The organism is Streptomyces sp. RG80, assembly GCF_040446465.1.
Classification (GTDB): domain Bacteria; phylum Actinomycetota; class Actinomycetes; order Streptomycetales; family Streptomycetaceae; genus Streptomyces.
Map to the genome: position 1 here is coordinate 336,662 of NZ_JBEAAJ010000008.1, position 22,843 is coordinate 359,504.

Annotated in this window: 23 protein-coding genes and 1 tRNA gene; 6 read left to right on the forward strand and 18 right to left on the reverse strand. The window is 70.4% G+C overall.

What is annotated here, in order from left to right:
- Nucleotide 1: 1 nt before the first annotated feature.
- The 3 genes from ABKA17_RS28430 to ABKA17_RS28440 all read right to left on the reverse strand — a co-directional run bounded on the left by ABKA17_RS28430 (nt 2) and on the right by ABKA17_RS28440 (nt 2,459).
- Nucleotides 2-859, reverse strand: a complete 858-nt coding sequence (locus ABKA17_RS28430) for a MerR family transcriptional regulator (protein ID WP_353695106.1) — start codon at nt 857-859, stop codon at nt 2-4.
- Between the two features lie 97 nt (nt 860-956).
- Nucleotides 957-1,463 (reverse strand): glutathione peroxidase, encoded by a 507-nt coding sequence (locus ABKA17_RS28435; protein ID WP_353695107.1) that lies wholly within the window; start codon nt 1,461-1,463, stop codon nt 957-959.
- Between the two features lie 9 nt (nt 1,464-1,472).
- Complete coding sequence (locus tag ABKA17_RS28440; protein WP_353695108.1) at nt 1,473-2,459, reverse strand: ArsR/SmtB family transcription factor; 987 nt, start codon at nt 2,457-2,459, stop codon at nt 1,473-1,475.
- 71 nt (nt 2,460-2,530) lie between these two features.
- Here ABKA17_RS28440 and ABKA17_RS28445 point away from each other — a divergent pair, with 71 nt between their 5' ends.
- Nucleotides 2,531-3,742, forward strand: a complete 1,212-nt coding sequence (locus ABKA17_RS28445; protein ID WP_353695109.1) for an MFS transporter — start codon at nt 2,531-2,533, stop codon at nt 3,740-3,742.
- On the opposite strand, the gene ABKA17_RS28450 is transcribed toward ABKA17_RS28445, so the two are convergent.
- From ABKA17_RS28450 to ABKA17_RS28470, 5 genes are read right to left on the reverse strand one after another with little or no spacing between them, the layout of a single operon-like run.
- Complete coding sequence (locus tag ABKA17_RS28450) at nt 3,662-3,844, reverse strand: DUF397 domain-containing protein (RefSeq protein ID WP_353695110.1); 183 nt, start codon at nt 3,842-3,844, stop codon at nt 3,662-3,664. The genes ABKA17_RS28445 and ABKA17_RS28450 overlap by 81 nt on opposite strands.
- A complete protein-coding gene (locus tag ABKA17_RS28455) occupies nt 3,841-4,674 on the reverse strand; it encodes a helix-turn-helix domain-containing protein (RefSeq protein WP_353695111.1) in 834 nt (277 codons plus the stop codon). The genes ABKA17_RS28450 and ABKA17_RS28455 overlap by 4 nt, the downstream gene beginning before the upstream one ends.
- A 54-nt stretch (nt 4,675-4,728) precedes the next feature.
- Nucleotides 4,729-6,711 carry a tetratricopeptide repeat protein gene (locus ABKA17_RS28460; protein WP_353695112.1) on the reverse strand — a complete coding sequence of 661 codons (1,983 nt, stop codon included), beginning with the start codon at nt 6,709-6,711 and terminating at the stop codon, nt 4,729-4,731.
- Nucleotides 6,708-7,127, reverse strand: a complete 420-nt coding sequence (locus ABKA17_RS28465) for a hypothetical protein (protein WP_353695113.1) — start codon at nt 7,125-7,127, stop codon at nt 6,708-6,710. Before ABKA17_RS28465 ends, ABKA17_RS28460 begins: the two co-directional genes overlap by 4 nt.
- A gap of 1 nt (nt 7,128) precedes the next feature.
- On the reverse strand, nt 7,129-8,115 hold the full coding sequence (locus ABKA17_RS28470) for a toll/interleukin-1 receptor domain-containing protein (protein ID WP_353695114.1): 987 nt from the start codon (nt 8,113-8,115) through the stop codon (nt 7,129-7,131).
- Nucleotides 8,116-8,301: 186 nt separating this feature from the next.
- Between ABKA17_RS28470 and ABKA17_RS28475 the strand changes: the two genes are divergently transcribed.
- Nucleotides 8,302-9,411 carry a GNAT family N-acetyltransferase gene (locus tag ABKA17_RS28475; RefSeq protein ID WP_353695115.1) on the forward strand — a complete coding sequence of 370 codons (1,110 nt, stop codon included), beginning with the start codon at nt 8,302-8,304 and terminating at the stop codon, nt 9,409-9,411.
- 159 nt (nt 9,412-9,570) lie between these two features.
- Nucleotides 9,571-10,809 (forward strand): DegT/DnrJ/EryC1/StrS family aminotransferase, encoded by a 1,239-nt coding sequence (locus ABKA17_RS28480; RefSeq protein ID WP_353695116.1) that lies wholly within the window; start codon nt 9,571-9,573, stop codon nt 10,807-10,809.
- A 33-nt stretch (nt 10,810-10,842) separates the two neighbouring features.
- Here ABKA17_RS28480 and ABKA17_RS28485 read toward each other — a convergent pair whose 3' ends face one another.
- The 4 genes from ABKA17_RS28485 to xynA all read right to left on the reverse strand — a co-directional run bounded on the left by ABKA17_RS28485 (nt 10,843) and on the right by xynA (nt 13,350).
- Nucleotides 10,843-11,073, reverse strand: coding sequence for a cold shock domain-containing protein (locus tag ABKA17_RS28485; protein WP_353695117.1), 231 nt, complete (start codon nt 11,071-11,073; stop codon nt 10,843-10,845).
- A 29-nt stretch (nt 11,074-11,102) separates the two neighbouring features.
- Nucleotides 11,103-11,867, reverse strand: a complete 765-nt coding sequence (locus tag ABKA17_RS28490; RefSeq protein WP_353695118.1) for a hypothetical protein — start codon at nt 11,865-11,867, stop codon at nt 11,103-11,105.
- 104 nt (nt 11,868-11,971) lie between these two features.
- Entirely contained in the window at nt 11,972-12,679 is a 708-nt protein-coding gene (locus ABKA17_RS28495; RefSeq protein WP_353695119.1) for a polysaccharide deacetylase family protein, read from the reverse strand.
- A gap of 2 nt (nt 12,680-12,681) precedes the next feature.
- Nucleotides 12,682-13,350: an endo-1,4-beta-xylanase XynA gene (gene xynA, locus ABKA17_RS28500; RefSeq protein WP_502994404.1), complete on the reverse strand. Its 669-nt coding sequence runs from the start codon at nt 13,348-13,350 to the stop codon at nt 12,682-12,684.
- Nucleotides 13,351-13,828: 478 nt separating this feature from the next.
- Here xynA and ABKA17_RS28505 point away from each other — a divergent pair, with 478 nt between their 5' ends.
- Nucleotides 13,829-14,914, forward strand: coding sequence for a substrate-binding domain-containing protein (locus ABKA17_RS28505; RefSeq protein WP_353695120.1), 1,086 nt, complete (start codon nt 13,829-13,831; stop codon nt 14,912-14,914).
- A gap of 36 nt (nt 14,915-14,950) precedes the next feature.
- Here ABKA17_RS28505 and ABKA17_RS28510 read toward each other — a convergent pair whose 3' ends face one another.
- Nucleotides 14,951-16,003 carry a LuxR C-terminal-related transcriptional regulator gene (locus tag ABKA17_RS28510; protein ID WP_353695121.1) on the reverse strand — a complete coding sequence of 351 codons (1,053 nt, stop codon included), beginning with the start codon at nt 16,001-16,003 and terminating at the stop codon, nt 14,951-14,953.
- A gap of 94 nt (nt 16,004-16,097) precedes the next feature.
- Here ABKA17_RS28510 and ABKA17_RS28515 point away from each other — a divergent pair, with 94 nt between their 5' ends.
- Nucleotides 16,098-16,532, forward strand: a complete 435-nt coding sequence (locus ABKA17_RS28515; RefSeq protein ID WP_353695122.1) for a hypothetical protein — start codon at nt 16,098-16,100, stop codon at nt 16,530-16,532.
- 106 nt (nt 16,533-16,638) lie between these two features.
- Here ABKA17_RS28515 and ABKA17_RS28520 read toward each other — a convergent pair.
- The 3 genes from ABKA17_RS28520 to ABKA17_RS28530 all read right to left on the reverse strand — a co-directional run bounded on the left by ABKA17_RS28520 (nt 16,639) and on the right by ABKA17_RS28530 (nt 18,021).
- Nucleotides 16,639-16,711: transfer RNA gene (locus ABKA17_RS28520), tRNA-Arg, on the reverse strand.
- A gap of 88 nt (nt 16,712-16,799) precedes the next feature.
- On the reverse strand, nt 16,800-17,447 hold the full coding sequence (locus tag ABKA17_RS28525; protein ID WP_353695123.1) for a LysE family translocator: 648 nt from the start codon (nt 17,445-17,447) through the stop codon (nt 16,800-16,802).
- Nucleotides 17,440-18,021 carry a DinB family protein gene (locus ABKA17_RS28530; RefSeq protein ID WP_353695124.1) on the reverse strand — a complete coding sequence of 194 codons (582 nt, stop codon included), beginning with the start codon at nt 18,019-18,021 and terminating at the stop codon, nt 17,440-17,442. Before ABKA17_RS28530 ends, ABKA17_RS28525 begins: the two co-directional genes overlap by 8 nt.
- A 159-nt stretch (nt 18,022-18,180) precedes the next feature.
- Here ABKA17_RS28530 and ABKA17_RS28535 point away from each other — a divergent pair, with 159 nt between their 5' ends.
- Entirely contained in the window at nt 18,181-19,530 is a 1,350-nt protein-coding gene (locus ABKA17_RS28535; protein WP_353695125.1) for an aminotransferase-like domain-containing protein, read from the forward strand.
- A 33-nt stretch (nt 19,531-19,563) separates the two neighbouring features.
- On the opposite strand, the gene ABKA17_RS28540 is transcribed toward ABKA17_RS28535, so the two are convergent.
- Together ABKA17_RS28540 and ABKA17_RS28545 are read right to left on the reverse strand one after the other, a co-directional pair.
- Nucleotides 19,564-21,264: an IclR family transcriptional regulator domain-containing protein gene (locus ABKA17_RS28540; protein WP_353695126.1), complete on the reverse strand. Its 1,701-nt coding sequence runs from the start codon at nt 21,262-21,264 to the stop codon at nt 19,564-19,566.
- A 60-nt stretch (nt 21,265-21,324) separates the two neighbouring features.
- Nucleotides 21,325-22,608: a M6 family metalloprotease domain-containing protein gene (locus ABKA17_RS28545; protein WP_353695127.1), complete on the reverse strand. Its 1,284-nt coding sequence runs from the start codon at nt 22,606-22,608 to the stop codon at nt 21,325-21,327.
- Nucleotides 22,609-22,843 lie beyond the last annotated feature (235 nt).

Consider the following 22,843-nt stretch of genomic DNA (forward strand, 5'->3'; position numbering starts at 1 on the left):
GCTAGCTGACGTTCCTGACCGGGAACGCCACGTCGCACACCGGGTCGTCCGGGCCGGCCGCGTGCCAGTCGGCGAAGTAGATCTCCCGGCAGGGGCCGGTCTGCTCCAGGCCCTCCCGCCCGATCCACTCCTCGACGGCCTCGAAGGCGGCCAGGATCTGGGGATGGGCGACCTGGGCCTTGGTGACGCGGGTGTACGCGAACCGCTGGGCCGGTTCCACCCGTACCGCCGTCCCCCGGGTCCGGCCCGGCCCGTCCGCCCAGGCCCGTGCCGCGGCCTCGTCGGCGACCGGCACACAGGACTCGGCGGGGCCGTCGCTCTCCATGGAGACCTCGGAGTAGTAGACGACGAACGGCGCCGCCGGCACGCCGCCGCAGTCCCGCGCGGCTGCCGTCAGACGGTCCAGCGACGCCCCGATCCACGTCGGCAGCTCGTCCGCCAGGGTGTGCCGCTTCTCGGCGATCACCACCTGCCCCGGCAGTTCCACCGTCTCCACCACGAACTTCCCGTACATCTCGGAGCTCCTCCCCGACAGTCGTCCACGGAGGTACTCGGCGAGCGTCCGCTGCCCCGCCACCCGCGCCTCGACGTCCGCCCAGTACGAGCCGAGCCGGTCGGCGCCCTCGACGCCACCCGTCTCGACCACCTCGGCGATCCGCGCGAGCGGCATGTCGAGCTGCCGGAGCATCGCCACGAGCCGGGCGCGTTCGGCCTGGTCGGCGCGGTAGTAGCGGTAGCCGCTGACCTCGTCCACATGGGCCGGGGACAGCAGGCCGAGCCGGTCGTACAGCCGCAGGGCCTTGGCCGAGAGGCGGGCCCGGGCGGCGAACGCGCCGATGGTGAGCAGTTCGTCGGTCACCGGTTCATCCTCCGTCACCGGACGGCTTCGTCCGCCCGGTGACGAGGAGGCTCAGCCCTGCCCCAGGGACAAGGTCAACCGTCCTTGGGAAGGGGGTTCAGCCGGCGAGCTGGGCTTCCAGGGCGGCGACGAGCTCGGCCGACTCCGGCTCGGTCTGCGGGGAGAAGCGGGCCACGACGGTCCCGTCCCGGCCGATCAGGAACTTCTCGAAGTTCCAGCGGATGTCACCGGTGTGCCCCTCGGCGTCGGCGAACCCGACGAGCCGCTCGTACAGCGCGTGCCGGCCCTCACCATTGACCTCGACCTTCTCGGTCAGCGGGAAGCTCACGCCGTACGTCGCCGAGCAGAACTCCGCGATCTCCTCGGCGCTGCCGGGCTCCTGCCCGAGGAACTGGTTGCAGGGCACGCCGAGGACGGTGAAGCCCTTGTCGGCGTACTCCTTCTGGAGCTTCTCCAGGCCCGTGTACTGCGGGGTCAGCCCGCACTTGGAGGCCACGTTCACGATGAGCACGGCCTTGCCCGCGTACTGGGAGAGGTCGGCGGCGCCGCCCTGGAGGGTGTCGATGTCGACGGAGAGGGGGGAAGTGCTGTTCGAAAGCGTCATAAGCGGATGCTAACTCCGGTACGTGTCGGGGCGTCGTGAGGCCTCGACGAGCACGGTCCCGGCCGCCGTCCGCTCGTACAGCACCGACCGCCCCGCCCGCCGCCGCTCCACCAGACCCGCGTCCAGCAGCACCCGCAGATGGCGGCCGACCGAGCCCAGGCTCTGCCCGGTGACGGCGACCAGCTGGGTCGTGCTCATGGGGGAGTCGAGGAGCATGAGGACGCGGGCGCGTGTCGTGCCGATCAGCGCTCCGAGCCCGGCCGGGACCGGCCGTCGGTCGTGGTCCTCGGCGAGGACGCCGGAGCACGGGTAGACCACGGCGTACCGGTCCCGGCCCTCCCAGGAGACCCAGCCGTTCCCGGTGGTCACCGGGATGAAGGCCAGTTCGGCGCCGGAGGCGATCTCCCGCGGCGGATACGCGTGCAGATTGACCTGGAACCGGTTCCCGCCGAGCCACCGCGTCCACGGCCGCAGCGAGTCCAGTACGGCCGCCCAGCCGCCGTGACTCACCCGCGCGGTCCGGGCGACCACGTCGGCCTCCAGAACCCGCCGCCGACGATCCCAGTACGGCCGCACGGCCTCCTCCCACACGTGGGTGAGGAGCGCGGTCGCCCGCTCGGGCAGGTCGTCGCGGTCCAGGACGGCGGGGAGCGGGCCGCCGGAGAGGGAGACGCGGAGGTTGGCGCGGGCGGAGTCGGGAGCGGCCTCCCTGACCCGTCGCACCGTCTCCTCGAAGCTCTCCCCGGCGCGCGGGGTGGGGCAGATGAAGTCGGCGATCCAGGACCTGAGCGCAGCGTCGACGAGGGGCCCTGCCACCGGGTCGGCCGCGAGGAACGCGCGGTAGCCCGGCAGATGCGCGCGCAGCCAGGTCTCCTCGCCCGGGTGGCCGGCGGCCGCCGTGTGCAGCAGCCGCACGCTCGCGAAGGTCTCGGCGAACGGGGAGAGCAGAAAACGGCTGCGGGCGAGCGTGTCCGTGCCGATCAGCCATAAGCCCATACGTCGTACGACCTTTCGTGTGTGCGCGAAAGATTAACGACCGGCCGGTGATCGCTCCGAGACTCCTCCGCATGCGCAGTTACCGCGAGCTCTTCCGTACCCCGGAGTTCACCCCGTTCTTCCTCTCCTTCGCCGCCTTCAACGCGGCCCTGACGATCGGCGGCCTGTCGCTCGCCACGCTGGTCTACCGGGCCACCGAGTCACCGCTGCTGTCGGCGCTGAGCATGTTCGGGCCGCAGCTGGCGCAGGTGCTCGGCGCGACGTTCCTGCTCTCGGGCGCCGATCGGCTGCGCCCGCGGGCGACGCTGGCCGGGATGGGGCTCGCCTTCGCGGCCCTCACGTCGGTCCTCGCACTGCCCGGACTGCCGGTCTGGGCGGTGTTCGTAGTCGTCCTCGCGCAGGGGCTGATCGCGTCGCTGGGCGGCGGAGTGACCGGCGGGCTGCTGAACGAGATCCTCCCCAAGGACGGCTTCGTGCTGGGCCGTTCGGTGTTCAACATGGCTTCGGGCCTGATGCAGGTCCTCGGTTTCGCGACGGGCGGCGCGCTCCTCGCCCTCCTGTCCCCGCGCACCTGTCTGCTCCTCGCGGCGGCGCTCTACGCCGTCCAGGCCCTGGGCTACCGCCTGGGCCTCACCGACCGCCCGGCCCGCGTCAAGGGCCGCCTCTCGGTCCGCGCGACCTGGCGCACCAACGCCATCCTGTGGTCCTCCCGCCCGCGCCGCCTGACCTACCTGGGCCTGTGGATCCCCAACGGCCTGGTCGTCGGCTGCGATTCGCTCTACGTCTCCTACGCCCCGGAGGCGGCGGGCGTGCTGTTCGCGAGCGGGGCGCTGGGCATGTTCGCCGGGGACGTGTGGGTGGGCCGCTTCGTAGGGCCTGCGGTGCGGGAGAGGTTGGCGACTCCACTGCTCCTGCTGCTGGCGACGCCGTACCTGATCTTCGCGCTGCACCCGGAGGTGCCCGTGGCCGCGGTGGCCGTGTTCCTCTCCAACGTCGGGTTCGCCGCGAGCCTGGTCCAGCAGGAGCGGCTGATGTCCCTCACACCGGACGACATGGCGGGGCACGCGCTCGGGCTGCGGTCCGCGGGCATGCTGACGATGCAGGGCGTGGCGGCGGCGCTCGCGGGCACGGTGGCCCAACTGACGTCACCGGCAACGGGGATGACGGTGATGGCGACCGCGTCGGTGGCGGTGACGCTGGGGCTAGCGGTCGCGGGTAAGCGTGAGGAACGACGTCCAGGTGTCGGGCGTGACGGTGAGGCGGGGGCCGTGGGTGTGCTTTGAGTCGCGGATGTGGATGGTGTGGGGGGTGGGGGCGACCTCGAGGCAGTTACCGCCCTGCTCGGTGCTGTAGCTGGACTTGAACCATTCCAGTGCGGTGCTCATCGCTCTCCTAGCAGAAGGTCCAACAGGTCTCTGGTCTCCTGGGGGTTGAGAGCCTGTGACCGCAGCATCGCATACTTGAGTTCCAGGACGGATACCTCGTCGGGGTCAGCGATCATCCAGCCTTTTCGCTGGCCCTCGACGTAGGCGAGGTGCTGGTGGTCGAGGGTTTCGATGAGAACGAAGGGCCCGGAGAGTCCGGCGTGGAAGTCCCGGCCCCCAGGCATGACCTGGATCGTGATCCCCGGCAGGACGGCCCACTCGCGCAGACGCCGCAGTTGTCCGTGGCGCACCTCGTCCCCGCCGAGCCGGTCCATGAGGGTCATTTCGGAGAGGATGAAGGTCGCCGTCGGCGGCACCTTTCGCTTAAGGATCTCCTGACGCTCGATGCGTGCCGCGACACGCTGCTCGATCACGTCCTCGGTCAGAGCGGGCACCTCGTTCAGGAAGACGGCGCGGGCATAGGCCGGGGTCTGGAGGAGGCCCGGTAGAGCCTGATTCTCGAACGACGACAGCGCCAACGCCTCCTGCTCCAGGTCGATGTACTGCTCCACCCACCTCGGGAACAGATCGATCTCGGGCATGTTCGCGAGCGCCACGCCCAACGCGCCCTTCGTGTCGAGGAGTTCGTCCAGCAGCCCCGCCAGATCCTCCTTCAGCGTCCGTCTGCCCTGCTCGATCGAGGCGATGGTCTCCTCGTCCACACCCACCCGCTCGGCGAGCGCCACCTGGGTCAGACCGGCGGCCCGCCGAAACACCCCGACGAGACTCCCGACCAGCTTCACGGCGGACGCGTTCTTCCTCATCCGCGAGCTGCGGCTCTTGTTGCTCATGCGGAGGAACTGCCCATTGGGGGGCGTACGTTCACCCGTTGTCACCCGTACAAGTCATTTGTACGGGTCGCCACCGGCCGGTGCGGCTTTGCGGGCCTGTTCGAGGGCGGCGCGGCTGCTCTGGGTATAGGGGTGGGTGTCGCCGAGGCTGTGCTCGCTCTGCGCGAGGGCCGTCTCCATGAGGGGGATGCCTCGTCGCCAGTCTCCGGCGGTGTTGTAGGCATGCGCGAGGTTGTGGCGTGCGGTGATGGTGTTGGGGTGGGTGGCGCCGAAGACCTGCTCGCACTGGGCGAGGGTGTTTTCCAGCAGGAGAGTGGCTCGCTCCAGGTCCCCCTCCGCGTGGTAGGCGCGCGCGAGGCTGTGACGTGCGCCGAGGGTGCCGGGGTGGGTGGCGCCGAAAACCTGCTCGTACTGAGCCAGATTGACTTCCAGCAAGGGGGTGGCTCGTTCCAGGTCCCCGGCCTCCGCGTACGTCTCGGCGAGGTTGTGGCGTGTGGTGAGGGTGTTGAGGTGGGTGTCGCCGAGGATTTGCTCGCACTGGGCGACGGTGCTCTCGAGCAGGGGGATGGCCCTTTCGAGGTCCCCGGCGGTGGCGTAGGCGCTGGCGAGGTTGTTGCGTGCACCGAGGGTGTCGGGGTGGGTGTCGCCGAAGACCTGCTCGCACTGGATGAGGATCTGTCGGCGCAGGCTGATGGACTGGGCGTCTCGATACTGCTGAAGCAGATACTCGGAGGCTGCCTGATAAGCGAAGATCATCTCGATGTTCGGAACACGGACCGCCGACGCGTTCTCCGCCAGAGCGGTGATGTGCGGGAGGATCTGCTGCCAGCGGTCCGCACCGAAGTCGTCGTCTTCTGACGGCATGGCCTGCTGAACGGCCTGTTCGGCATTCTCCCGTCCTTCGGCCTGGCCCTTGTCACGGAGCACCGTCTGCACCAGTCGATGGACGCTGATGTTCCGCGCATCGGTGAAGCTGACCATGTTGTACGCGTGCAGCACGCCCAGCGCCCTGTTCAAGGCGACGGCGTCCGACGCCAAGGGCGCCAGAATCGCCCGGGGAATGTCGTCCGGTGCCATCCAGGCCATCGCACCCAACAACACGACAGCCAACGGATCCCGTCCCGAGACCGCAACGATCGTCTGATCCCAGATCCGCGCGATCGTCCGCTCCGGATCGATCCCCTCGCTCGCCTCGTCCAGCACCAACCCCAGTGACCGGCGGTACTCCTCCAGCCCGGTCCCCGTCTGGTGCACATACGCCCCCGCCTGCTCCAACGCCAGCGGCAGACACCCCAAGTCCCGCGCCAACTCCGTCGCCGCGCCCCACTCCTCACTCGTCGGAGCCCGATCGGGAAACGCGAGCCGGGTCAGCAGATCAACCGCGTCCTCCAGAGGCAGCACCCCCAACGCCATGGTCCGGGTGGTCACCACATGCCATCCCGTGGCTTTCCTACTGGTCGCCAGATGATGCCCGCGGTGCAGCGTCCCCACGTACGGCTTCAGCACCCCCGGATCCTCGACGTTGTCGAAGACCAGCAACCACCCCTCATGCTCCTGAAGCCAAAGCACCGCCCAGGCCGCCCGCTCGTCCGGCCCCGCCGCCCCCGCCCACTGCGGGCACAACGCCATGGCCAGCCCCGCCAGAGCCGACACGATCGACTCGGCGCTCTCCGCGGTGATCCACCACACCAGCGAGTACGACTCCCGGTACTCATGCGCGTAGTGCAAGGCCAGCGAGCTCTTCCCCACCCCGCCCAGCCCATGGATCGCCCGCACGGCGACCTGCTGAGTCACCGCGGCCGACCCGCCCCCGGTCAACAGCGCCCGCAGCTCGTCGAGTTCGCTGCCCCGCCCCACGAACACCTCGGTCGCCGACCCCGGCAGAAACCCCGCCCCCGCCGGCGCCACGACCGTCCGCGCCCAGTGCACCGCCTCCGCCGGCAGCACCACGACCCGCGCGTTGTCCCCACTGACGGCGACCCCGATCGACTCGCCCGCCGCGATCGCCCGCTCCCCGGAGGCGTCCACGTCGCTCATCGCTTCGACGAACCGTGACCGTCACCGGTGATGGCGATCCCGATGTTCCCGCCCGCGGCGATCGACCGCGCCCCCGACGCGATGACGGTCGTACCACTACCCCCACCCGGCAACAGCGCGGCCAACTCACCCTCCAACTCCGGGTGCTTCCGCAACGCCCGCCGAATCTCCTGCCGAAGCACCCCCAACGCATCCTCGTTCCCAGGCTCGGCAGCAGCCTCCTGAACCGCCTCCACCAGCCCCTCGCGCCCCCGCTCGTCGACCCGCCCGTACGTCGCCCGAAGCACCCCCCGCCCGACCTCGGCCCCCGCCCCCGCGCCGGCCACCGCCTCACCCGTCAGCACCTCGTCGCCGTACACCCCCAACGACTCCCTCAGGAACTGCGTCATCCCCTGCACGAACTCCACGTCCGCCATCTCACGCACCCCCATCCCACAAAGACCCCGGTATCTCCTCCTGCCGCGGCGGCCACCCCGGAATCACGTACGCCGCCCGGAAGTTGGCCACGAACCACTCGCGGCCCTCCCTCCTCATCAACAACGGCCGCACCGGCGCACCGCTGTCGGACGACGAGGTCATCACCACGAGCGCGTGGTCGGCCCCGATCCGGCGCGGATCCCCGGCGGGACCCCAGGAGGCCGGGTTCACGGCGGCGTAGTGCTCACGCAGCGCCGACATCCTGCCCTCCAGCAGCGGCTGGGCGAGCGCGTGCCGAGGCGACTCCTCGGCCAGCGCCCTGGCCAGGGTGTCCTGGTCCTGCCCATCGACCTCCGGATGAGCGGAGTTGGCGAGGATCCAGTCCTGAGCGAGCGCGAGCCGCAGGTCGTGGGCGAGCCTCTTCCACACCTCGCCCGCATTCCCGAGGTACAGATCGACCTGCCAGTCCCGCGCCGCATCCTCCGGCAAGGAACCGAGCCCCGACGGAACGGCCCCGGGGCTCCCCTTCAGGACCCGGAGAAGCGGCGCCAGATCACCGTCACCCGTCTCGCCGACCACGTACGACGTCGTCAGGTTCAGCGGTACGGGGATCAGCCGTCGGTCCTCCTCCCGCAGCACGACCGGCAGGAAGCGGGCCTTGTCGCGGCGTCCGTGGTAGAGGCCGGCTGTGATCAGCGAGCCCTCCCAGCGGACCCCCGACCCGACCCCGGCCTCCGACTCCCGGTTGAACCGCTCCAGATAGACCTCGGTGACCACGACCAGCACGAAGTCCGCCCGGTCCAGCTCGCGCCGCATCCAGTCCGGCCACGACTCGGGCGGCGCGTGCTCCTCGAACTGGTCGATCCAGGCGTCGACGCCGGCCTGGCGGAGCCGGTTCGCGAGGTTGAGGACCGCCTTGCGGTGGGCGTCGCCGTCGTGCGAGTACGAGATGAGCACACGGACATCGGGAACGGGCGGCTCGGCCATGAGATCAATGTAGAGCCGGTGAGCAGGAGTTGGCCGGAGTTCCAGCGCGCTTCGTACGGTTCCGTTACGACAGGCACTCTTGACAGCCTGCGTACTGTTTCGCGACGTTTGAGCCTCACCGCACACTGTGCGCGTGACAGGACGCGGCAGGCGCGTCATGGGGGGAACTGGGGGGAGCGGTCGCCGATGCGATCCATGAGCAACTCCATGAGAAACCGGATCACCATCCACAGACCCGAGGAGCTGGGCGGAGAGCTCCGCGGGGCCTGGCACCGGGTGATGGACGAGTCGCCCGACTTCGGAAATCCTTTCCTGGCCCCGGAGTTCGCGGCCGGGGTCGGCACCTACCGCGGCGGGGCCCGGGTGGCGGTCCTGCACGAGCACGGGGAGCCCGTCGGGTTCTTCCCGTACGAGCGCAACGCACTCGGCGTCGGCCGGGCCATCGGTCTCGGCCTCTCCGACTGCCAGGCGCTGGTCCATCGGCCCGGGGTCACCTGGGACACCGGGGAGCTGCTGAGGGCCTGCGGGCTGTCGGTCTTCGAGTTCGACCATCTGGTGGACGAGCAGAAGCCGCTCGGCCGGTATGTCACGGGGACGTTCGCCTCCCCGGTCGTCGATCTGAAGGTGGCCGAGGGCAGCTACCCCGAGTGGCTGCGCGGCACCTACCCGGGCCTGGCCAAGACGGTCCTGAAGAAGGAACGCCGACTGGCCCGCGACCACGGCGAGCTGCGGTTCGTCTTCGACGAGCGGGACCCGAAGGCGCTGCGGCAGCTGATGCGGTGGAAGTCGGCCCAGTACCGACGCACGGGCCGCATGGACCGCTTCGCCCGCCAGTGGATCGTCGCCCTCACCGACCACTTCTTCCAGGTCCGCGAGGAGCACTTCACCGGCGTCCTGTCGGTCGTCTACGCCGGGGAGCGCCCGGTCGCGGCCCACTTCGGCCCCACCTCGCGGACCGTGTTCGCGGCCTGGTTCACCGCGTACGACCCCGAACTGCGTTACTACTCCCCGGGGTTGCTCATGCATCTGCGGATGGCGGAGGCGGCGGGGCGGCAGGGCGTGCGGGTGATGGATCTTGGGCGCGGTGACAAGGAGTACAAGGACTGGCTCAAGACGCGTGAGCTGCGGGTCGGCGAGGGTTTCGCGTACCGGCCCCATCCGGTGGCGGCGGCCCACCGCCTGTGGCGCAGACCGGTCAGGGGTCTGCGGAACACGGTCCTGGCCCATCCGCGGCTGCGGGAACCGGCGGACCGGCTGCTGAAGACGGTCGGCGGACTGCGCGCCAAGACTCACTGAGCGCCGTTGCCTCGTACGGCATCCGAGAGCGTACGACGCTCGCCCGGGTGCCCCTTCGGAGATCCCCGCGACGGAATTACCCCACGGCGGGGCTTGCCGCGACGGGACTCCGACCCCTCCATCACTCCTTGCTGGAACTGCTTTCTGGAAGAGGTGACGATGCCGTACGGATCGCGGCTCGCCGCGACGATGTCTCGGCGGCTCGGACGGGAATGCGTCTACACGCCCTCGGCGCGACTGGCCCTCTACCTGGCCCTGCGGCGCTGGTGCCGCCCGGGCGCCAGGGTCCTGATGTCCCCGGTGAACGACGACGTGATCCTCTTCGTCGTCCTGGCGGCCGGTCTGCGCCCGGTCCAGGCCCCGGTGTCCCCCTGGGACGGCAACATCGACCCGGCGGCCGTCCCCGAGTCCACCTGGCGCGAGGTGGACGCGGTACTGACCACGAGCCTGTACGGGATGCCGGACCGGATCGTCCAACTCCGGGACCGGTGCGAGCAGTTGGGCATCCCGCTGATCGAGGACGCGGCGCACGCGATCGGCACGCACGTGGACGGACAGCCGATCGGTACGTTCGGGAAGGCGGCGGCCTTCAGTCTGTCCAAGCATGTGGCGGCGATGGCGGGCGGCTTCCTGGCGGTGGAGGACGCCCGCACCAGAAGGGAGCTGGAACTCCTGCGGGACGACCTGCTCACTCCGGCCCGGCTCAAGGCGGACCTGGCGGCCACCCTCCGGCCCCTGGCCCGCTCGACGGTCCGCGCCCTGCACCTCGTACGCCCCACCTGGCGCACCATGCAACGCCTGGGCGTGCTGGAACGCGACGACTTCCGGATGCCCCTGCACGCCCCGCGGCTCGCGCTGTCCGCCCACGAGGCCCCGAACCTGCTGCCGTACGACCCCTGGATCCGGGTGGATCTGCACGACTACCGGGCCCGCCACGGGCGGCTGGTCCGGGCGGGGCTGAACCTGCGCCTGAACCTGCTGGACGAGAACCTCGCCGCCCGCCGGGCCGGAGTGACCCTGCTGGCGGGCACCCCGTGGGCGTCCCCGGCGCTCAGGGACCGGGCGGTCGGCAACGGTCCCCTGCCGCTCTTCCGGGTCCCCCTGCTGGTGGAGGGCCGCGACGAGCTGGTGGAACGCCTGGTCACCCATGGCATCGTCACCGGCTACATCTACGACCCGCCCCTGGACGACTACGCGGGCGCGGAGTTCGTGGAACCCTCCCCGGACCCGGGCCCGGCCCGCTGGTTCGCCTCCCACGTCCTGCCCGCGGACCCGCTGCTGGCCCGCAAGGTCACCAAGGCCCTGACGAAGGAGCGCACCAGGACCGCCCGCCCGCCGACCCCGACGTCCCCGAAGGCCGTCCCGGACGCGACCCCGCCGGCGCCCCTGGGTCAGTGACCGGGGTCGGTCGGCGGGGCCGGTGAGCGGGTTTCAGGCAGGACGCGGCACGATCCGCACCGCGCGGTAGTCGTACCCGTCCTGCTTGAAGCCGGGCGCCTCCCACTCCAGGTCGACCTGCTGGCCGGGGGAGAGGGTGTGGAAGCCGGAGTCGGACCCCTCGATGTCGGCGAAGTGCCCGAAGCAGCCGCCCGGGGTCTCGGGGCAGTCGAGCACCCCCCAGCCTTCCTCGTCCCGCCACTCACGGACCGTCGCGACCACCATGCGGGGAACCCTCCGAGACTTGGTTCCCATCAGCGTACGTCCACGTAGTCGCCGGTCGCCTTGACGGCCGCGGTGGTGGTCGTGCCGCCGAAGTTCCAGCGCCAGTAGCCGTCCTGGGACGCGGTGACGGTCGTCCTCAGCTTGCCGGTGCCGTCGGTCGTGACGGTCTTGACCGTGGTGTAGGTCGCGCTGTTCTTCGGGCGGAACTGGAGCTTGACCGGCTGCGAGGTGTAGCCGGCGTAGACGTACCTGTCCCAGTTGGCGCGGGCCAGCTTGCCCGTGACCGTGATGGCCTTGCCCTTGGTGACGGGCTCGGGCGAGGCGTCGACCCCGAGGGTGGCGCGGCGCTTGACGGGGTGGGTGCCCCGGTCGCCGCCGTAGTAGTCGCCGTCCTTGGCCTGGAACTGGACGTACACGTCCCAGGGGCCCGCGAGGGTGTTGCGGGGCAGGTCGATGTTCTTGTCCAGCCGCACGGTGAGCTTGCAGCTGGACGTGGTGGAGCTGGTGGCGGTGCACGTGGGCACGCCGTGGAACGACCAGTAGTCGTCCCCCTTCTCGCGGTCGATCGCCACGAACGCGAGATCCTTGCTGATGCCCGAGTCGTCGGAGACGGTCACCGCGATCGTGAACGACTCCGTACGGGACGTACCGAAGACGATGGACCTGCCACCGTTCACCGACACCTTCTCGATCACCACCCCCGTCTCGGCCGCGTGGGCGGCCGGTGCGGTGAGGGCGGAACCGGCAAGGACGAGGGCGCCGCCGAGAACGGCGCCCATGACTGCTGCACGCATGAATCCCCATCTTGCCTCGAGCCGGCCGCGGACCCTGGAACCCCCCAGGTCACGGGCGCGACAGATGCGGCGAGGATACGACACGCGCGTGCGGCGGCCGGTGGTCAGCCCGGGGCCACGGCGCGGCCGGTCTGCGGGGAGATCATCCCGGCGCACAGGCCCCGCGCGGCCAGTCCCTGCGCGATACGGGGGATCGCGGCGCGGGAGTTGGCGGACCAGTCGTGCATGAGGATGACCTGCCCGTTGGTGAGCCGGCCGGCGGCCGCCACGATCGCGTCCGTACTTGCCCCGTTCCAGTCCTGCGAGTCGACCTGCCAGAGCACCTCGGTCAGCCCGTACCTCGCCTCGACCGCCCGTACCGTCGCGTTGGTCTCGCCGTACGGCGGCCGGAACAGCCGGGGTGTGCCGCCGCCCGCGCCCGCGATGGCCTGCTGGGTCCGGGAGATCTCGGAGTCGATGGTCGCCTGGCTCTGCTGGGTGAGGTGCGGGTGGGTGTAGCTGTGGTTGCCGACCCACATACCGGCGCTGACCTGGGCCCGTACCTGGGCCGGGTTGGCGGCGGCGTACTGGCCCTGGTTGAACATGGTGGCCCGCAGCCCGTTCTGCCGGAGCGCGGTGAGCAGGGCGGGGGTACTGCCGGAGGGGCCGTCGTCGTAGGTGAGCCCGACGTACCCGTTGCAGACGGCGGCCTGGGCGGCTCCCGCGGGTTCGGCGGCGTGGACGCCGAGGGCCCCGGCGGCGAGGGCCGCGACGACGGCGAGCCGGGTGACGGGGGAGCGTAACGGAATCCGGGTGCCTGTCCTGTGTCGCATGGTCACCCCACCGTGATGTTGGAGCTGCCGCTGCTCTGGTAGCCCTCGGTCGCCATGATCATGTAGTAGCGGAAGCTGCCGAGGCCCATTCCGGCGCGAGCCCAGGCGTCGAAGTGGTTGCCGGTGGTGATGGTGCCGCCCGTCCGCCGGGACTGCCGGACACTCCAGTACTGGTTGAAGGTGCGGGTGCCCTCGACGGACGGGGCGTTGTACCGGGTGGTCTGGTAGATGTCGTACGTCCCGCCGTCGCTGGTGACGCTGCCCTTGTACGTCCCCGTCGGCCGGTAGGTCCCCCAGTTGTCGACGACGTAGTACTCGACCAGCGGGCTGGAGGTCCAGCCGTAGAGGCAGAGATAGGCGTTCCCGGACGGGCTGAAGGAGCCCGAGTAACTCACGGTCCTGCGGCTGCCGTTGGCCCATCCCTTGCCCGCGACGAAGTTGCCGGTGTTGCGCCACGAGGTGCGGTAGTTGCCCCCGGAGGCGAGCGTCATGGAGACGGTGCCCGGGGCGTCGGTCCAGAACGAGTAGTAGTACCCGTTGTTCGTGCCGGTCTGGTTGGTGGTGACCACCGTGTCGGCGTGAGCGGTCCCGGGCAGCGCCACCCCGGTCGCGACGGCCAGCGCCGTGGTACCGACACCGCTGACGAACATCCTGCGACTCATGTCGTTCATGTGCCTGCTTCCTCCTCGTCGAGTAGCTCGGTCATCGGCAGTTTTGGAGTGGCCCTGTCAACTGTCAATGGTTTCGGCAATTGTTGCGAAACATTCGAGAGGTTGAGTCAGAGGAGGGATGACCATTTCCCCTGCTCGTGACGGCAATTCAGCGACACCTGTCGAGGATGATCGAATTACCCTGCCGCCATAAGATCAATTCAGGATCGAAGCTTTACGAATGTTTCGAAGAATTTCCGATCAACTTGGACCGGCTCGACGATCGGCCTGCGGCACATGCCAACCGCACCTTTCCGTAACCGATCCTGTTCACACCGTTGACACCCTGCACACGCGCCCCTAATCTCACGCCAATCTCGCGAACGTGTGACGAAATTTCGAACGTTCGTTGTGGAATCTGTGTGCACGGCCATGCCTGGAGTCCGGTCTGACCAGCCGTCACCCCCCTCAATGACGAGAGGCACAAGGAACCATCACCATGCTCAATCGAAGAGCCGTCCTGGCCGGAGCCGCTTCACTCGCCGTCACTTTGTCCGCCTGTGGCAAGGAGAACGAGAGCAGCTCCGGCAGCAGTCCCGAGGGCGGCACCGTCGGTATCGCCATGCCGACCCGCGCCTCCGACCGCTGGCTCACCGACGGCAAGAGCGTCGTCGAGCGCCTGAAGGACATGGGCTACAAGAGCAAGTTGGTCTACGGCGACGACGACCCGAAGGCCCAGGTCTCGCAGATCGGGGACCTGGTCAAGCAGGGTGTCGACGCGCTGATCATCGCGGCCATCGACAACAAGTCGCTGAACGGCGTACTGCAACAGGCCGCTGACGCAAAGATCCCGGTGATCTCCTACGACCGGCTCATCCTCGGCACCAAGAACGTCGACTACTACGTCTCGTTCGACAACGAGATGGTCGGCCGGATGCAGGCCACGCACATCATCAAGAAGCTCGAACTGGCCAAGGGCAAGGGGCCGTTCAACATCGAGCTGTTCGCCGGCTCGCCCGACGACAACAACACCAAGTACTTCTTCGACGGTTCGATGGCGCTGCTGCAACCGTATCTGGACAGCAAGCAGTTGATCGTCCCGTCCGGCGAGGTGGCCATGGACCGGATCACCACCCTGCGCTGGGACGGGCCCACCGCGGAGAAGCGCATGAGCCGCCTCCTCGCCAAGTGGTACCGCAACCAGACCCTCGACGCGGTCCTGTCCCCCTACGACGGCATCTCGCGGGGCATCCTGACCGCGGTCACCTCGGTCGGCTACGGCTCCGGCGTCAAGCGCCTCCCGGTCATCACCGGCCAGGACGCCGAACTGGCCTCCGTGAAGTCGATCATCGCGGGCAAGCAGTCCCAGACCGTCTTCAAGGACGTCCGCCGCCTCGCCGACGCCGCAGCGACCGTCGTCGACGACGTACTCAGCGGCCGGGACCCCTGGGTCGACAGCTCGATCGCCTACAAGAACGGCGTCAAGGCCGTCCCCGCCGTCCTGCTCCAGCCGACGAGCATCGACAAGTCCAACTACGACGTCCTGATCAAGGACGAGTACTTCACGGCGGCCGAGCTCGAGTAGAGGTCCGGAAAGAGGGCCCCTCCAAGAGGTGGGACCTCATGCCCCGAGGGCGCGGGCGAGGAGCATTCCTCGGGTGTTGGTCGAGGTCTTGGCGAAGATCGACTTCAGGTGGTCCTGCACGGTGAGCTCGGACAGGGACATTCGGCAGGCCACCGTGTGGTTGTCGCCGCCCCTAGCCAGGTGGCCGAGCAGGTCGCCCTCGCGGGGGCTCAGTGCGAAGGCCCTGGCGAAGACCGCGAGCCGCTCGGTCGGTGAGGTCTCCTCGATGGTGACGGCGATGGCCCGGCGCCGGGCCGGTGGAGCGGCGTCGCCGATCCGGGCGGCGCTCAGGGTGAGCCACAGGCCGTCGGCGAGGTGGACCCGGGAGCGTGGCGGGTTGGCGTCGACTCCGGCCTCGACGGCCAGCAGCTGGGCGGCGACGTTGTAGGCGCTCACGGGCACCGCGGGGCGGCCGTGGTCGGGCGGCACCAACCGGCTCAGACAGGCGTAGGTCTCAGGGGTCTGGGCGAGGACGCGCAGGTCGGGGGAGAGCAGCAGCACCAGTGGGCCCGAGCGCGGTGTGTGGGACGGTCGTACGACGAACGTGCCCGCCTGGCTGCGGCGCACCGCGGTGGCCACCGGGGCGGTGAGGCGGGCCAGGTATTCGGCCTCCGCGGCGCTGAAGACCCGGTCGTAGCGGTACAGGTCGAGGAAGCCCCAGCAGCCGAAGCGGTCCTTGAACACCAACGAGGCGATGTCCCGCACGCCGTAGTCCCGCAGCAGTTCGCGCCACAGCAGGTGGTGGGAGGGGTCGGGGAGATCGCTCAGCAGGGCGACGTCGTCGAGTGCCGTCCAGCGGTCGAGCGCGGTCAGGTATTTCAGGCGGGACATCTTGGCCAGTTCCGGCAGGCACGGTACGTCGGCGACCGGTGAGCAGCCCACGGCGGTCTCGGGGTCGGTGAGAAGGAAGGCGTACGCGTCGAAGCCGGTGGTCATCCGCAGCTCGTCGAGGAGCCGCACACGCAGGTTCCGGGAGTCGCCACCGGCCTCGGCCTCGCAGAGGCGGACGACACGATCGAGCGATCGCCCGTAGACGACAGGAACCGCCATGTTTCGAGCGTACGACGCAATTCCCCACATTTCTGGGATGGGCCGTGCGCCCGGCCGCCGTCCAGGATGGAGGGAGCCGACTCAGGAGCAACCGATGAGCAGCCAACCAAATCCAACCGCCTGGCGCAGGGTCCTGGTCGCGACCGCGCTCGCCGCCTCGGCCGCGCTCAGCACCGCCGCCCCGGTCGGAGCCGCGCGCGCCGCGACCCAGAACGGTCAGGTGGTCGTGTGGATGGACGACAGCTTCGGCGGCGGAACCGTCACCAGCCAGCCGGCCGGGATCAACTGTCATGTGGCGGCGTTTCTGAACCCGTACGAGAGCGAACAGGGGCGCCCGGCCCAGACCGGCACCTGCTCCGCGAGCTTCCCGGTGGGAACGACCGTCACCTTCGTCGCCACGGCCGATCCGGGTTCTTCCTTCAATGCCGCCGACCCACCTCGCCTGACCGTCGGAGCACCCGGCTACAACACGGCCTGGATCTCGTTCTGCCCGAACCCTGAGGTCAGCCCGTACTGCTGGTACTACTGACGCAACTCCCCGCCCGCTGACGCAAAACGGCCCCGGACGACGAGTCCGAGGCCGAACAGAAGCCCTCCCTGGGGGATGAACCCCAGGTCGGAGCGGCAATGCGTTGTGCCCCCGGCAGGATTCGAACCTGCGACACCCGCTTTAGGAGAGCGGTGCTCTATCCCCTGAGCTACGAAGGCGAAGGTGTGGCGTGGGTCGAGCCACCGCCGACAGTGTAGCGGGTGGCGTGAGGGCTGTGGCCAGGTCTCCTGTGGGTGGGGGAGGGCGTCAGCTCGCCTTCGTCGGCCCCGAGGTGTCGATGGCCAGGGAGACGGCCAGCGCGCCCAGGACGGTGCCCATCGCGTAGCGCTGGACCTTGAGCCAGGAGGGGCGGCGGGCGAGGAAGACGGCGATCGTGCCGGCCGCCAGGACGATGGAGAGGTTGACCGCGACGCTGACGACGATCTGGACCGACCCGAGGACGAGGCCCTGGAGGAGGACGTGGCCCTTGTCCAGGTCGATGAACTGCGGGATGAGCGAGACGTACATGATGGCGATCTTCGGGTTGAGCAGGTTCGTCATCAGGCCCATCGTGAACAGCTTGCGCGGGGAGTCGTGCGGTACGTCCTGGGGCGAGAACACGGAGACACCGCCCGGCTTCAGGGCGTTCCAGGCCAGGTAGGCGAGGTAGCCGGCGCCCGCGAGCTTCACCGCGAAGTACAGCTCGGGCACCGCGATGAAGACGACCGACAGGCCGAGGTTCGCGGCGAGCAGGTACACCACGAAGCCCAGCGCGACACCGCCGAGGGAGACCAGGCCGGCCCGCCTGCCCTGCGTGATGCTGCGGGAGACGAGGTAGATCATGTTCGGACCGGGGGTGAGCACCATGCCCAGAGCCACCACCGTCACGCCGAGGATCCCGCTCGGTTCAACCATGAAAGTCCCCTGTTCGCTGGTGAGTTGTGCCGCAGTCGCCCCGGACCCGTAGGGCCTCGGCGAGGTCGTGGGCGATGTCGTGGAGGAGGTGGCGGGTGAAGAAGCCGACGGTGAGCCGTGGATCGGCCAGACGCGGGTCGTCGCGGTCCCAGTCGGCGGCGGTGAGCGTGGCCAGCCGGCGGGCCAGGGCCTCGGCCGCCTGCCGTAGCTCGTCCGCCACCCGGTGGGGTTCCTCGTCCCGGTAGCGCCGGGGGGTGTCCGGGAGCGCCTCGGCGGGTGATCTCGGTGCAATCGGTGATGGACCGAGGATTGCATCGAGCCGGAGGTGGAACAGCTGGCACATGTCCCGGACGTGGCAGCCCTGCTCCAGCGGGGACCAGGCGGGCAGGCCGGAGCGCCGGTGGTCGTGTCCGGGGTCCCGTAACAGCCGTTGCCAGCCGGTCGTGTACTCCAGGAGCGTCTCGGGGAGTGCGTCCGGGCTGTTCAGAGCGGTGGTGAAGCCGCAGTGGCGGCAGTCCGGCGTGGGCGGGGGAGTCGGGCCGAGCGGTGACCGGGAGCGCGTCGTCGACTGCATCGCGTCCTGGACTCCTTTCGATGCAGGATCGAGCTCGGGGCAATGCTCGGAGTGTATTGCAGTCGATTGACTCGATGCAATTTAAATATTGCACTCAGTGCAATGCTGTGGTTGGATGAACGTCCGAACGACAGGACCAGTGGGACGACGGGGAGCGCCGTGAAGGACTACCAGAGCGTCGCCGACGCCGTGGCCGGGGAGATCAGAACCGGCGCCCTCCGCCCCGGTGACCGGCTCCCCCCGCAGCGCGCGTTCGCACGGCAGCACGGCATCGCCAACTCCACCGCCGCCCGCGTGTACCGGGAACTGGGCCGCCGGGGCCTGACGGTGGGCGAGGTGGGGCGCGGCACGTTCGTCCGCGCGGTGCCCGCCGGGTCCGGGGCCGTTGCCCCCGCGCTCACCGAACCCGCCGAAGGGCGCCGGATCGACCTGGAGCTCAACTATCCGGTCGTACCCGAGCAGAACGCGCTCCTCGCCGAGGCGCTCGGCGGGCTGCTGCGTCCCGACGCCCTCGGACACGCCATGCGCGCGGTCGGCACCGCCGGCTTCCCGGCCGCGCAGGAGTCCGCCGTCGACGTACTCGCCCGCGGTGGCTGGCGTCCGGACCCGGCGCAGGTGCTCTTCGCGGGCAACGGACGCCAGGCGATCTCGGCCGTCGTCACCGCCCTGGTGCCGCCGGGCGGCCGGCTCGGTGTCGAGGAACTGACGTATCCCGTCATCAAGGCCATCGCGACCGGCCTCGGCATCACCCTGGTCCCGCTGGCCATGGACGCCTCCGGGCTGGTCCCGGAAGCCGTGGCGGAGGCCCACGCGGCGGCTCCGCTGGACGCCGTCTACGTCCAGCCGAGGCTGCACAACCCGCTCTCGCTCACGATGCCCACCGCGCGCGTCGAGCGGCTCGCCGAGGTGCTGCTCCGGCTGGGGATCCCCGCGGTGGAGGACGCCATCTGGGCCTTCCTGCACGACGAGTTGCCGCCGCTCGCCGCGTACGCGCCCGAGCGGACGGTGCTGATCGACAGCCTGTCAAAGCGGGTCGCCCCCGGTCTGACCCTCGGGTTCGTGGTGGCGCCCGGCGCGCTGGTGAGCCGGATCGTCTCCGCCCTGCGCTCGGGCGGCTGGGCTCCGGGGCGATTCGCCCTGGAGGTCGCGCACCGCTGGCAGCAGGACGGCACCGTGCAGGCACTGGTCGCGGCCAAACAGCGGGAGGCGGTGGTGCGGCAGCGGATCGCGGCCCGCTGTCTCGACGGGTTCGCCGTGCAGAGCGATCCGCGCTCCTACCACTGCTGGTGGCAGTTGCCGCGGCCGTGGCGCGCGGACACCTTCGTCGCGGCGGCCGCGCGGCACGGCATCGGGGTGGTGCCCGCCGCCGCGTTCACCACGCATGACCACCACGCCCCCAACGCCATCCGGCTGGGCCTTGCCTCGCCGCAGTCGGAGGAGCTGTCCCGGGCGCTCGGCACGCTCGCCGACCTCGCCCGGTCCGCGCCGGACGAGCTCGTCACGGACTGACGCCGGCCCGCCGCCCTCGACACCGGCGTCGGCTCAGCCCAACGGCACCCGGGTGAACCGCGCCGCGACCCGCAGGTCGGCCTCGATGCGGGTGGCCGTCGTCGTCAGCTCGGGCAGGACGTCCCGGACGCACTCCGCGGTGGTCCGGCGGGTCGTGTGCATCGCCGTGTTCAGCGCCGCCACCACCCGGCCGGTACGGTCGCGCACCGGGACCGCGATCGAGCGCAGCCCCTCCTCCAACTCCTCGTCGACCAGGGCGTAACCCTGGGCGCGGACCTCCGTCAGCACCCGGGTGAGGGCCTCGGGGTCGGTCAGGGTCCGGGAGGTCAGGGGGCGCAGCTCGCCGAACTCCCGTTCCGCGGCGGGCAGTCCGGCCAGCAGGACCCGGCCCATGGAGGTGGCGTAGGCGGGCAGCCGGGTGCCGACGGCGAGGTTCACACTCATGACGCGATGGGTGGCCACCCGGGCCGTGTACTGGATCTCGTGGCCGGCGGCACCGGAGTTCGTGAGCACCGCCAGGGACGCCGACTCGTGGATCCGGGCGGCCAGTTCCACCAGATGCGGTGTCGCGATCCGGGAGAGCGAGGTCCGCGACAGCGGCGGGAAGCCCAGCGACAGCACCCGCGGTGTCAGCGTGAACGTGCGGTGCGGGGTCGCCGTCACCAGGCCCAGGTGCTCGTACGTGATCAGCGCCCGGCGCGCCGTCGCCCGGGCGAGGCCCGTCGCCTTGGCCACCTCGGTCAGGGTCAGCGAGGCCCGGCCCTCGCCGAAGGCGGTCAGCACGGTCAGTCCCCGGGCCAGCGACTCGACGAACTCCCTGCCCAGCTCCTGCTTGGACGCCCCGGTCCACACGGCCAGATCCGACGGCGGCGCCACGGCGTCGCCCGCCGGGGTCTCGCGCAACTCCCGCTCCATGTCCGCCACCGCCGCCCGCAGTCGCGGCAGCAGCGTGTCCCGCAGGCCGGCCGCGGTGTGCCGGCTGGTGTGGCTCACGACGCTCGCCGCGCACACGATCCGGCCGGTACGGGGATCCCGTACCGGAACCGAGACGGCCACCAGGCCCGGCTCGATCAACTGGTCGTCCAGCGCCCAGCCGTCCGCCGTCGCCTCGCGCACCCGGCGCTCGAACTCCTCGGCGGGGGCGGCCTGTTCACGCGGGGGTACGGCGGGAAAGCCGCGGTCCTCGGGGTCCGCCGCCCGGCGCGCCCGCCAGTCGGCCCACTCGGCGTCCGTCCACTCGGTCGCGAACAGGGCGCCCGGCGCGGTGCGTTCGGCCGGGAGCAGGTCACCGATGCGAAAGCTCAGGGACATCGCGCGGCGGCGGGTGTTCTGGTGGATGAAGCGGATGCCGTCGCGGTCGGCGACCGCAAGCGACACCGACTCGTCCAGTTCGTCCGCGAGCGCGTCGGCGCGTCCGTCCAGCAGGGCCGGCAGTCGCAGGGCGGCCAGATAGGCGTTGCCGAGTTCCATCAGGCGGGGGGTCAGGACCACGTCCCGGCCGTCGATGCGGACGTGTCCCATGCGGGCCAGCGTCGAGGTGATGCGGTCGACCGTGGAGCGGGCGAGCCCGGTGGCGCGTTCCAGGGCGCTCGGGCTGAGGGTGCCGCCCGCCTCGGTCAGCTCCCGCAGTACGGCGACACCGCGGATCAGCGGGGTGACCGCCTCGGCCGGTGCGGCGGCGGAGCCGGCGGCCGCCAGGGCGGCCGTGGTGTCCGTGGTGGTCTTCGCGGGCATCGGTTCTCCGGTACGGCGGTCGCGGGCAGCCCTACCGTAATCCCGGTCCGCCCCGGCCACTCACCTCCGCGTCACACGTACCCGGTAGTCACCGGCCGTGTCCGCCCTCGCCACACTGATCCGGATGCCCTTCTTCCGGTCCCGGAAGTCCTCGCCGGGGGTGAAGGGGGCGTCGGAGAGCTCGGCGTGGACGTTCGGGCTGCGGGTGCAGCCGCCGCTGTCGCGCTCGGAGTCGTAGACGGAGACCGGGCCCATGCCGGTGTCCACGTCCGCGTCGACCTTGTAGATCAGCACCCCGGGCCGGCACACGGCCTCGTCGTTGCCCTCGCGGGTGCGCAGCTCGACGGCGTATCCGGTGCGGCCGCTGACCGGGACGAAGAGCAGCTTGGCGCCGCCCGAGCGGGCCAGCGGGGTCAGGGTGTACTCGGTGGTGCCGGTCGCCGTCACACAGCTGACCTGGGAGGCGTCCAGCCAGCCCAGCTTCCACTTGTGCCAGCCGAGCAGGTCGTTGTTGGCGCCCCAGTCCTCGCTCATGATGTCCCAGTGGCCGACCGCTCCCCCGCCGTCCGCGGTGTAGAGGTCGGGCAGTCCGAAGACATGGCCGTTCTCGTGCGGCAGCACCCGGTAGCCGGTCTGCGCGTAGGAGCCCGAGCCGTCGTCCTGGCGGGAGTAGACGAAGGACGCGTTGGCGACCGGGACCCCGTCGGCCACCGGGGCGTCCGGGTTCCCGGCGAAGGTCACCGACAGGACCGTGTCCAGCGCGGAGGGGCCGGCGTTCGGGGTGACCAGCACGTTCAGGAAGTCGTACGACCGGAAGTCCACCTTGGGGTCGGCGGCGGCCACGATGTCCTGGACCAGGTCCCGGTAGCCGGGGTCGAAGGGGGCACCGCGCTCTATCCCGTAGGACGCGAAGGACTTCGGCATGCGCAGCCAGGTCGGGATCGGGGTCTCGGCGCGGTAGTCGAGACGGCCGTAGGAGCTGGTGCGGAACCAGCTCTGGGTTTGCGGGAAGAACTCCTCGTAGCGGTCCATCGCGCGGCCGCGGCCCGGGGCGTCCGAGAAGTCGATCATCAGGGTGAGGGCGCGGACCGTGCCGGTGGAGCGGGAGTATCCGCCGGGGGTGGGGACGCCCTCGGACATCTGCACGGCGGTGCCGCCGCGGATCATGCAGGGACCGTGGGCGGAGGTGCGGGCCAGCGCGATCGGACCGGCTCCGGCGGGCGTGGGCTGCGTCGTGAGGTGCCCGGTGCCGGCGGAGGTGCAGACCCCGAGGGTCAGCGCGGTCACGGACATCAGGGCGGCGACACGGCGCGGTCGTATCCGACGGCTGGTCTGCTGCTGCATGCACGGCCCTCTTCCGTCCACGGCAGCCGCAGGTCAACGGGCTGCACCCTTTCGATCACCCTGTGTCGAGGGATGCGCGGGCGCGCGCTGGAGGGGCCGAACGTGGGGTTCTCGCGAGAGCCTTAGTGATTCAGGTCACATGAAATCTCTTCGTCAACCTGAAATAACCGGGGAGCGTCTCCCCGTTTAGACCTGTGTCGAGCGAAACGGGGAGACCTTCCCCGGATCGCCAGCC

Bases quoted from the DNA above. Each gene is read 5' to 3' on its own strand.
- ABKA17_RS28435 (WP_353695107.1), bottom strand. From the start codon at position 1,463: ATGACGCTTTCGAACAGCACTTCCCCCCTCTCCGTCGACATCGACACC.
- ABKA17_RS28440 (WP_353695108.1), bottom strand. From the start codon at position 2,459: ATGGGCTTATGGCTGATCGGCACGGACACGCTCGCCCGCAGCCGTTTT.
- ABKA17_RS28445 (WP_353695109.1), top strand. From the start codon at position 2,531: ATGCGCAGTTACCGCGAGCTCTTCCGTACCCCGGAGTTCACCCCGTTC.
- ABKA17_RS28450 (WP_353695110.1), bottom strand. From the start codon at position 3,844: ATGAGCACCGCACTGGAATGGTTCAAGTCCAGCTACAGCACCGAGCAG.
- ABKA17_RS28455 (WP_353695111.1), bottom strand. From the start codon at position 4,674: ATGAGCAACAAGAGCCGCAGCTCGCGGATGAGGAAGAACGCGTCCGCC.
- ABKA17_RS28460 (WP_353695112.1), bottom strand. From the start codon at position 6,711: ATGAGCGACGTGGACGCCTCCGGGGAGCGGGCGATCGCGGCGGGCGAG.
- ABKA17_RS28465 (WP_353695113.1), bottom strand. From the start codon at position 7,127: ATGGCGGACGTGGAGTTCGTGCAGGGGATGACGCAGTTCCTGAGGGAG.
- ABKA17_RS28470 (WP_353695114.1), bottom strand. From the start codon at position 8,115: ATGGCCGAGCCGCCCGTTCCCGATGTCCGTGTGCTCATCTCGTACTCG.
- ABKA17_RS28475 (WP_353695115.1), top strand. From the start codon at position 8,302: ATGCGATCCATGAGCAACTCCATGAGAAACCGGATCACCATCCACAGA.
- ABKA17_RS28480 (WP_353695116.1), top strand. From the start codon at position 9,571: ATGCCGTACGGATCGCGGCTCGCCGCGACGATGTCTCGGCGGCTCGGA.
- ABKA17_RS28485 (WP_353695117.1), bottom strand. From the start codon at position 11,073: ATGGTGGTCGCGACGGTCCGTGAGTGGCGGGACGAGGAAGGCTGGGGG.
- ABKA17_RS28490 (WP_353695118.1), bottom strand. From the start codon at position 11,867: ATGCGTGCAGCAGTCATGGGCGCCGTTCTCGGCGGCGCCCTCGTCCTT.
- ABKA17_RS28495 (WP_353695119.1), bottom strand. From the start codon at position 12,679: ATGCGACACAGGACAGGCACCCGGATTCCGTTACGCTCCCCCGTCACC.
- xynA (WP_502994404.1), bottom strand. From the start codon at position 13,350: ATGAACGACATGAGTCGCAGGATGTTCGTCAGCGGTGTCGGTACCACG.
- ABKA17_RS28505 (WP_353695120.1), top strand. From the start codon at position 13,829: ATGCTCAATCGAAGAGCCGTCCTGGCCGGAGCCGCTTCACTCGCCGTC.
- ABKA17_RS28510 (WP_353695121.1), bottom strand. From the start codon at position 16,003: ATGGCGGTTCCTGTCGTCTACGGGCGATCGCTCGATCGTGTCGTCCGC.
- ABKA17_RS28515 (WP_353695122.1), top strand. From the start codon at position 16,098: ATGAGCAGCCAACCAAATCCAACCGCCTGGCGCAGGGTCCTGGTCGCG.
- ABKA17_RS28525 (WP_353695123.1), bottom strand. From the start codon at position 17,447: ATGGTTGAACCGAGCGGGATCCTCGGCGTGACGGTGGTGGCTCTGGGC.
- ABKA17_RS28530 (WP_353695124.1), bottom strand. From the start codon at position 18,021: ATGCAGTCGACGACGCGCTCCCGGTCACCGCTCGGCCCGACTCCCCCG.
- ABKA17_RS28540 (WP_353695126.1), bottom strand. From the start codon at position 21,264: ATGCCCGCGAAGACCACCACGGACACCACGGCCGCCCTGGCGGCCGCC.
- ABKA17_RS28545 (WP_353695127.1), bottom strand. From the start codon at position 22,608: ATGCAGCAGCAGACCAGCCGTCGGATACGACCGCGCCGTGTCGCCGCC.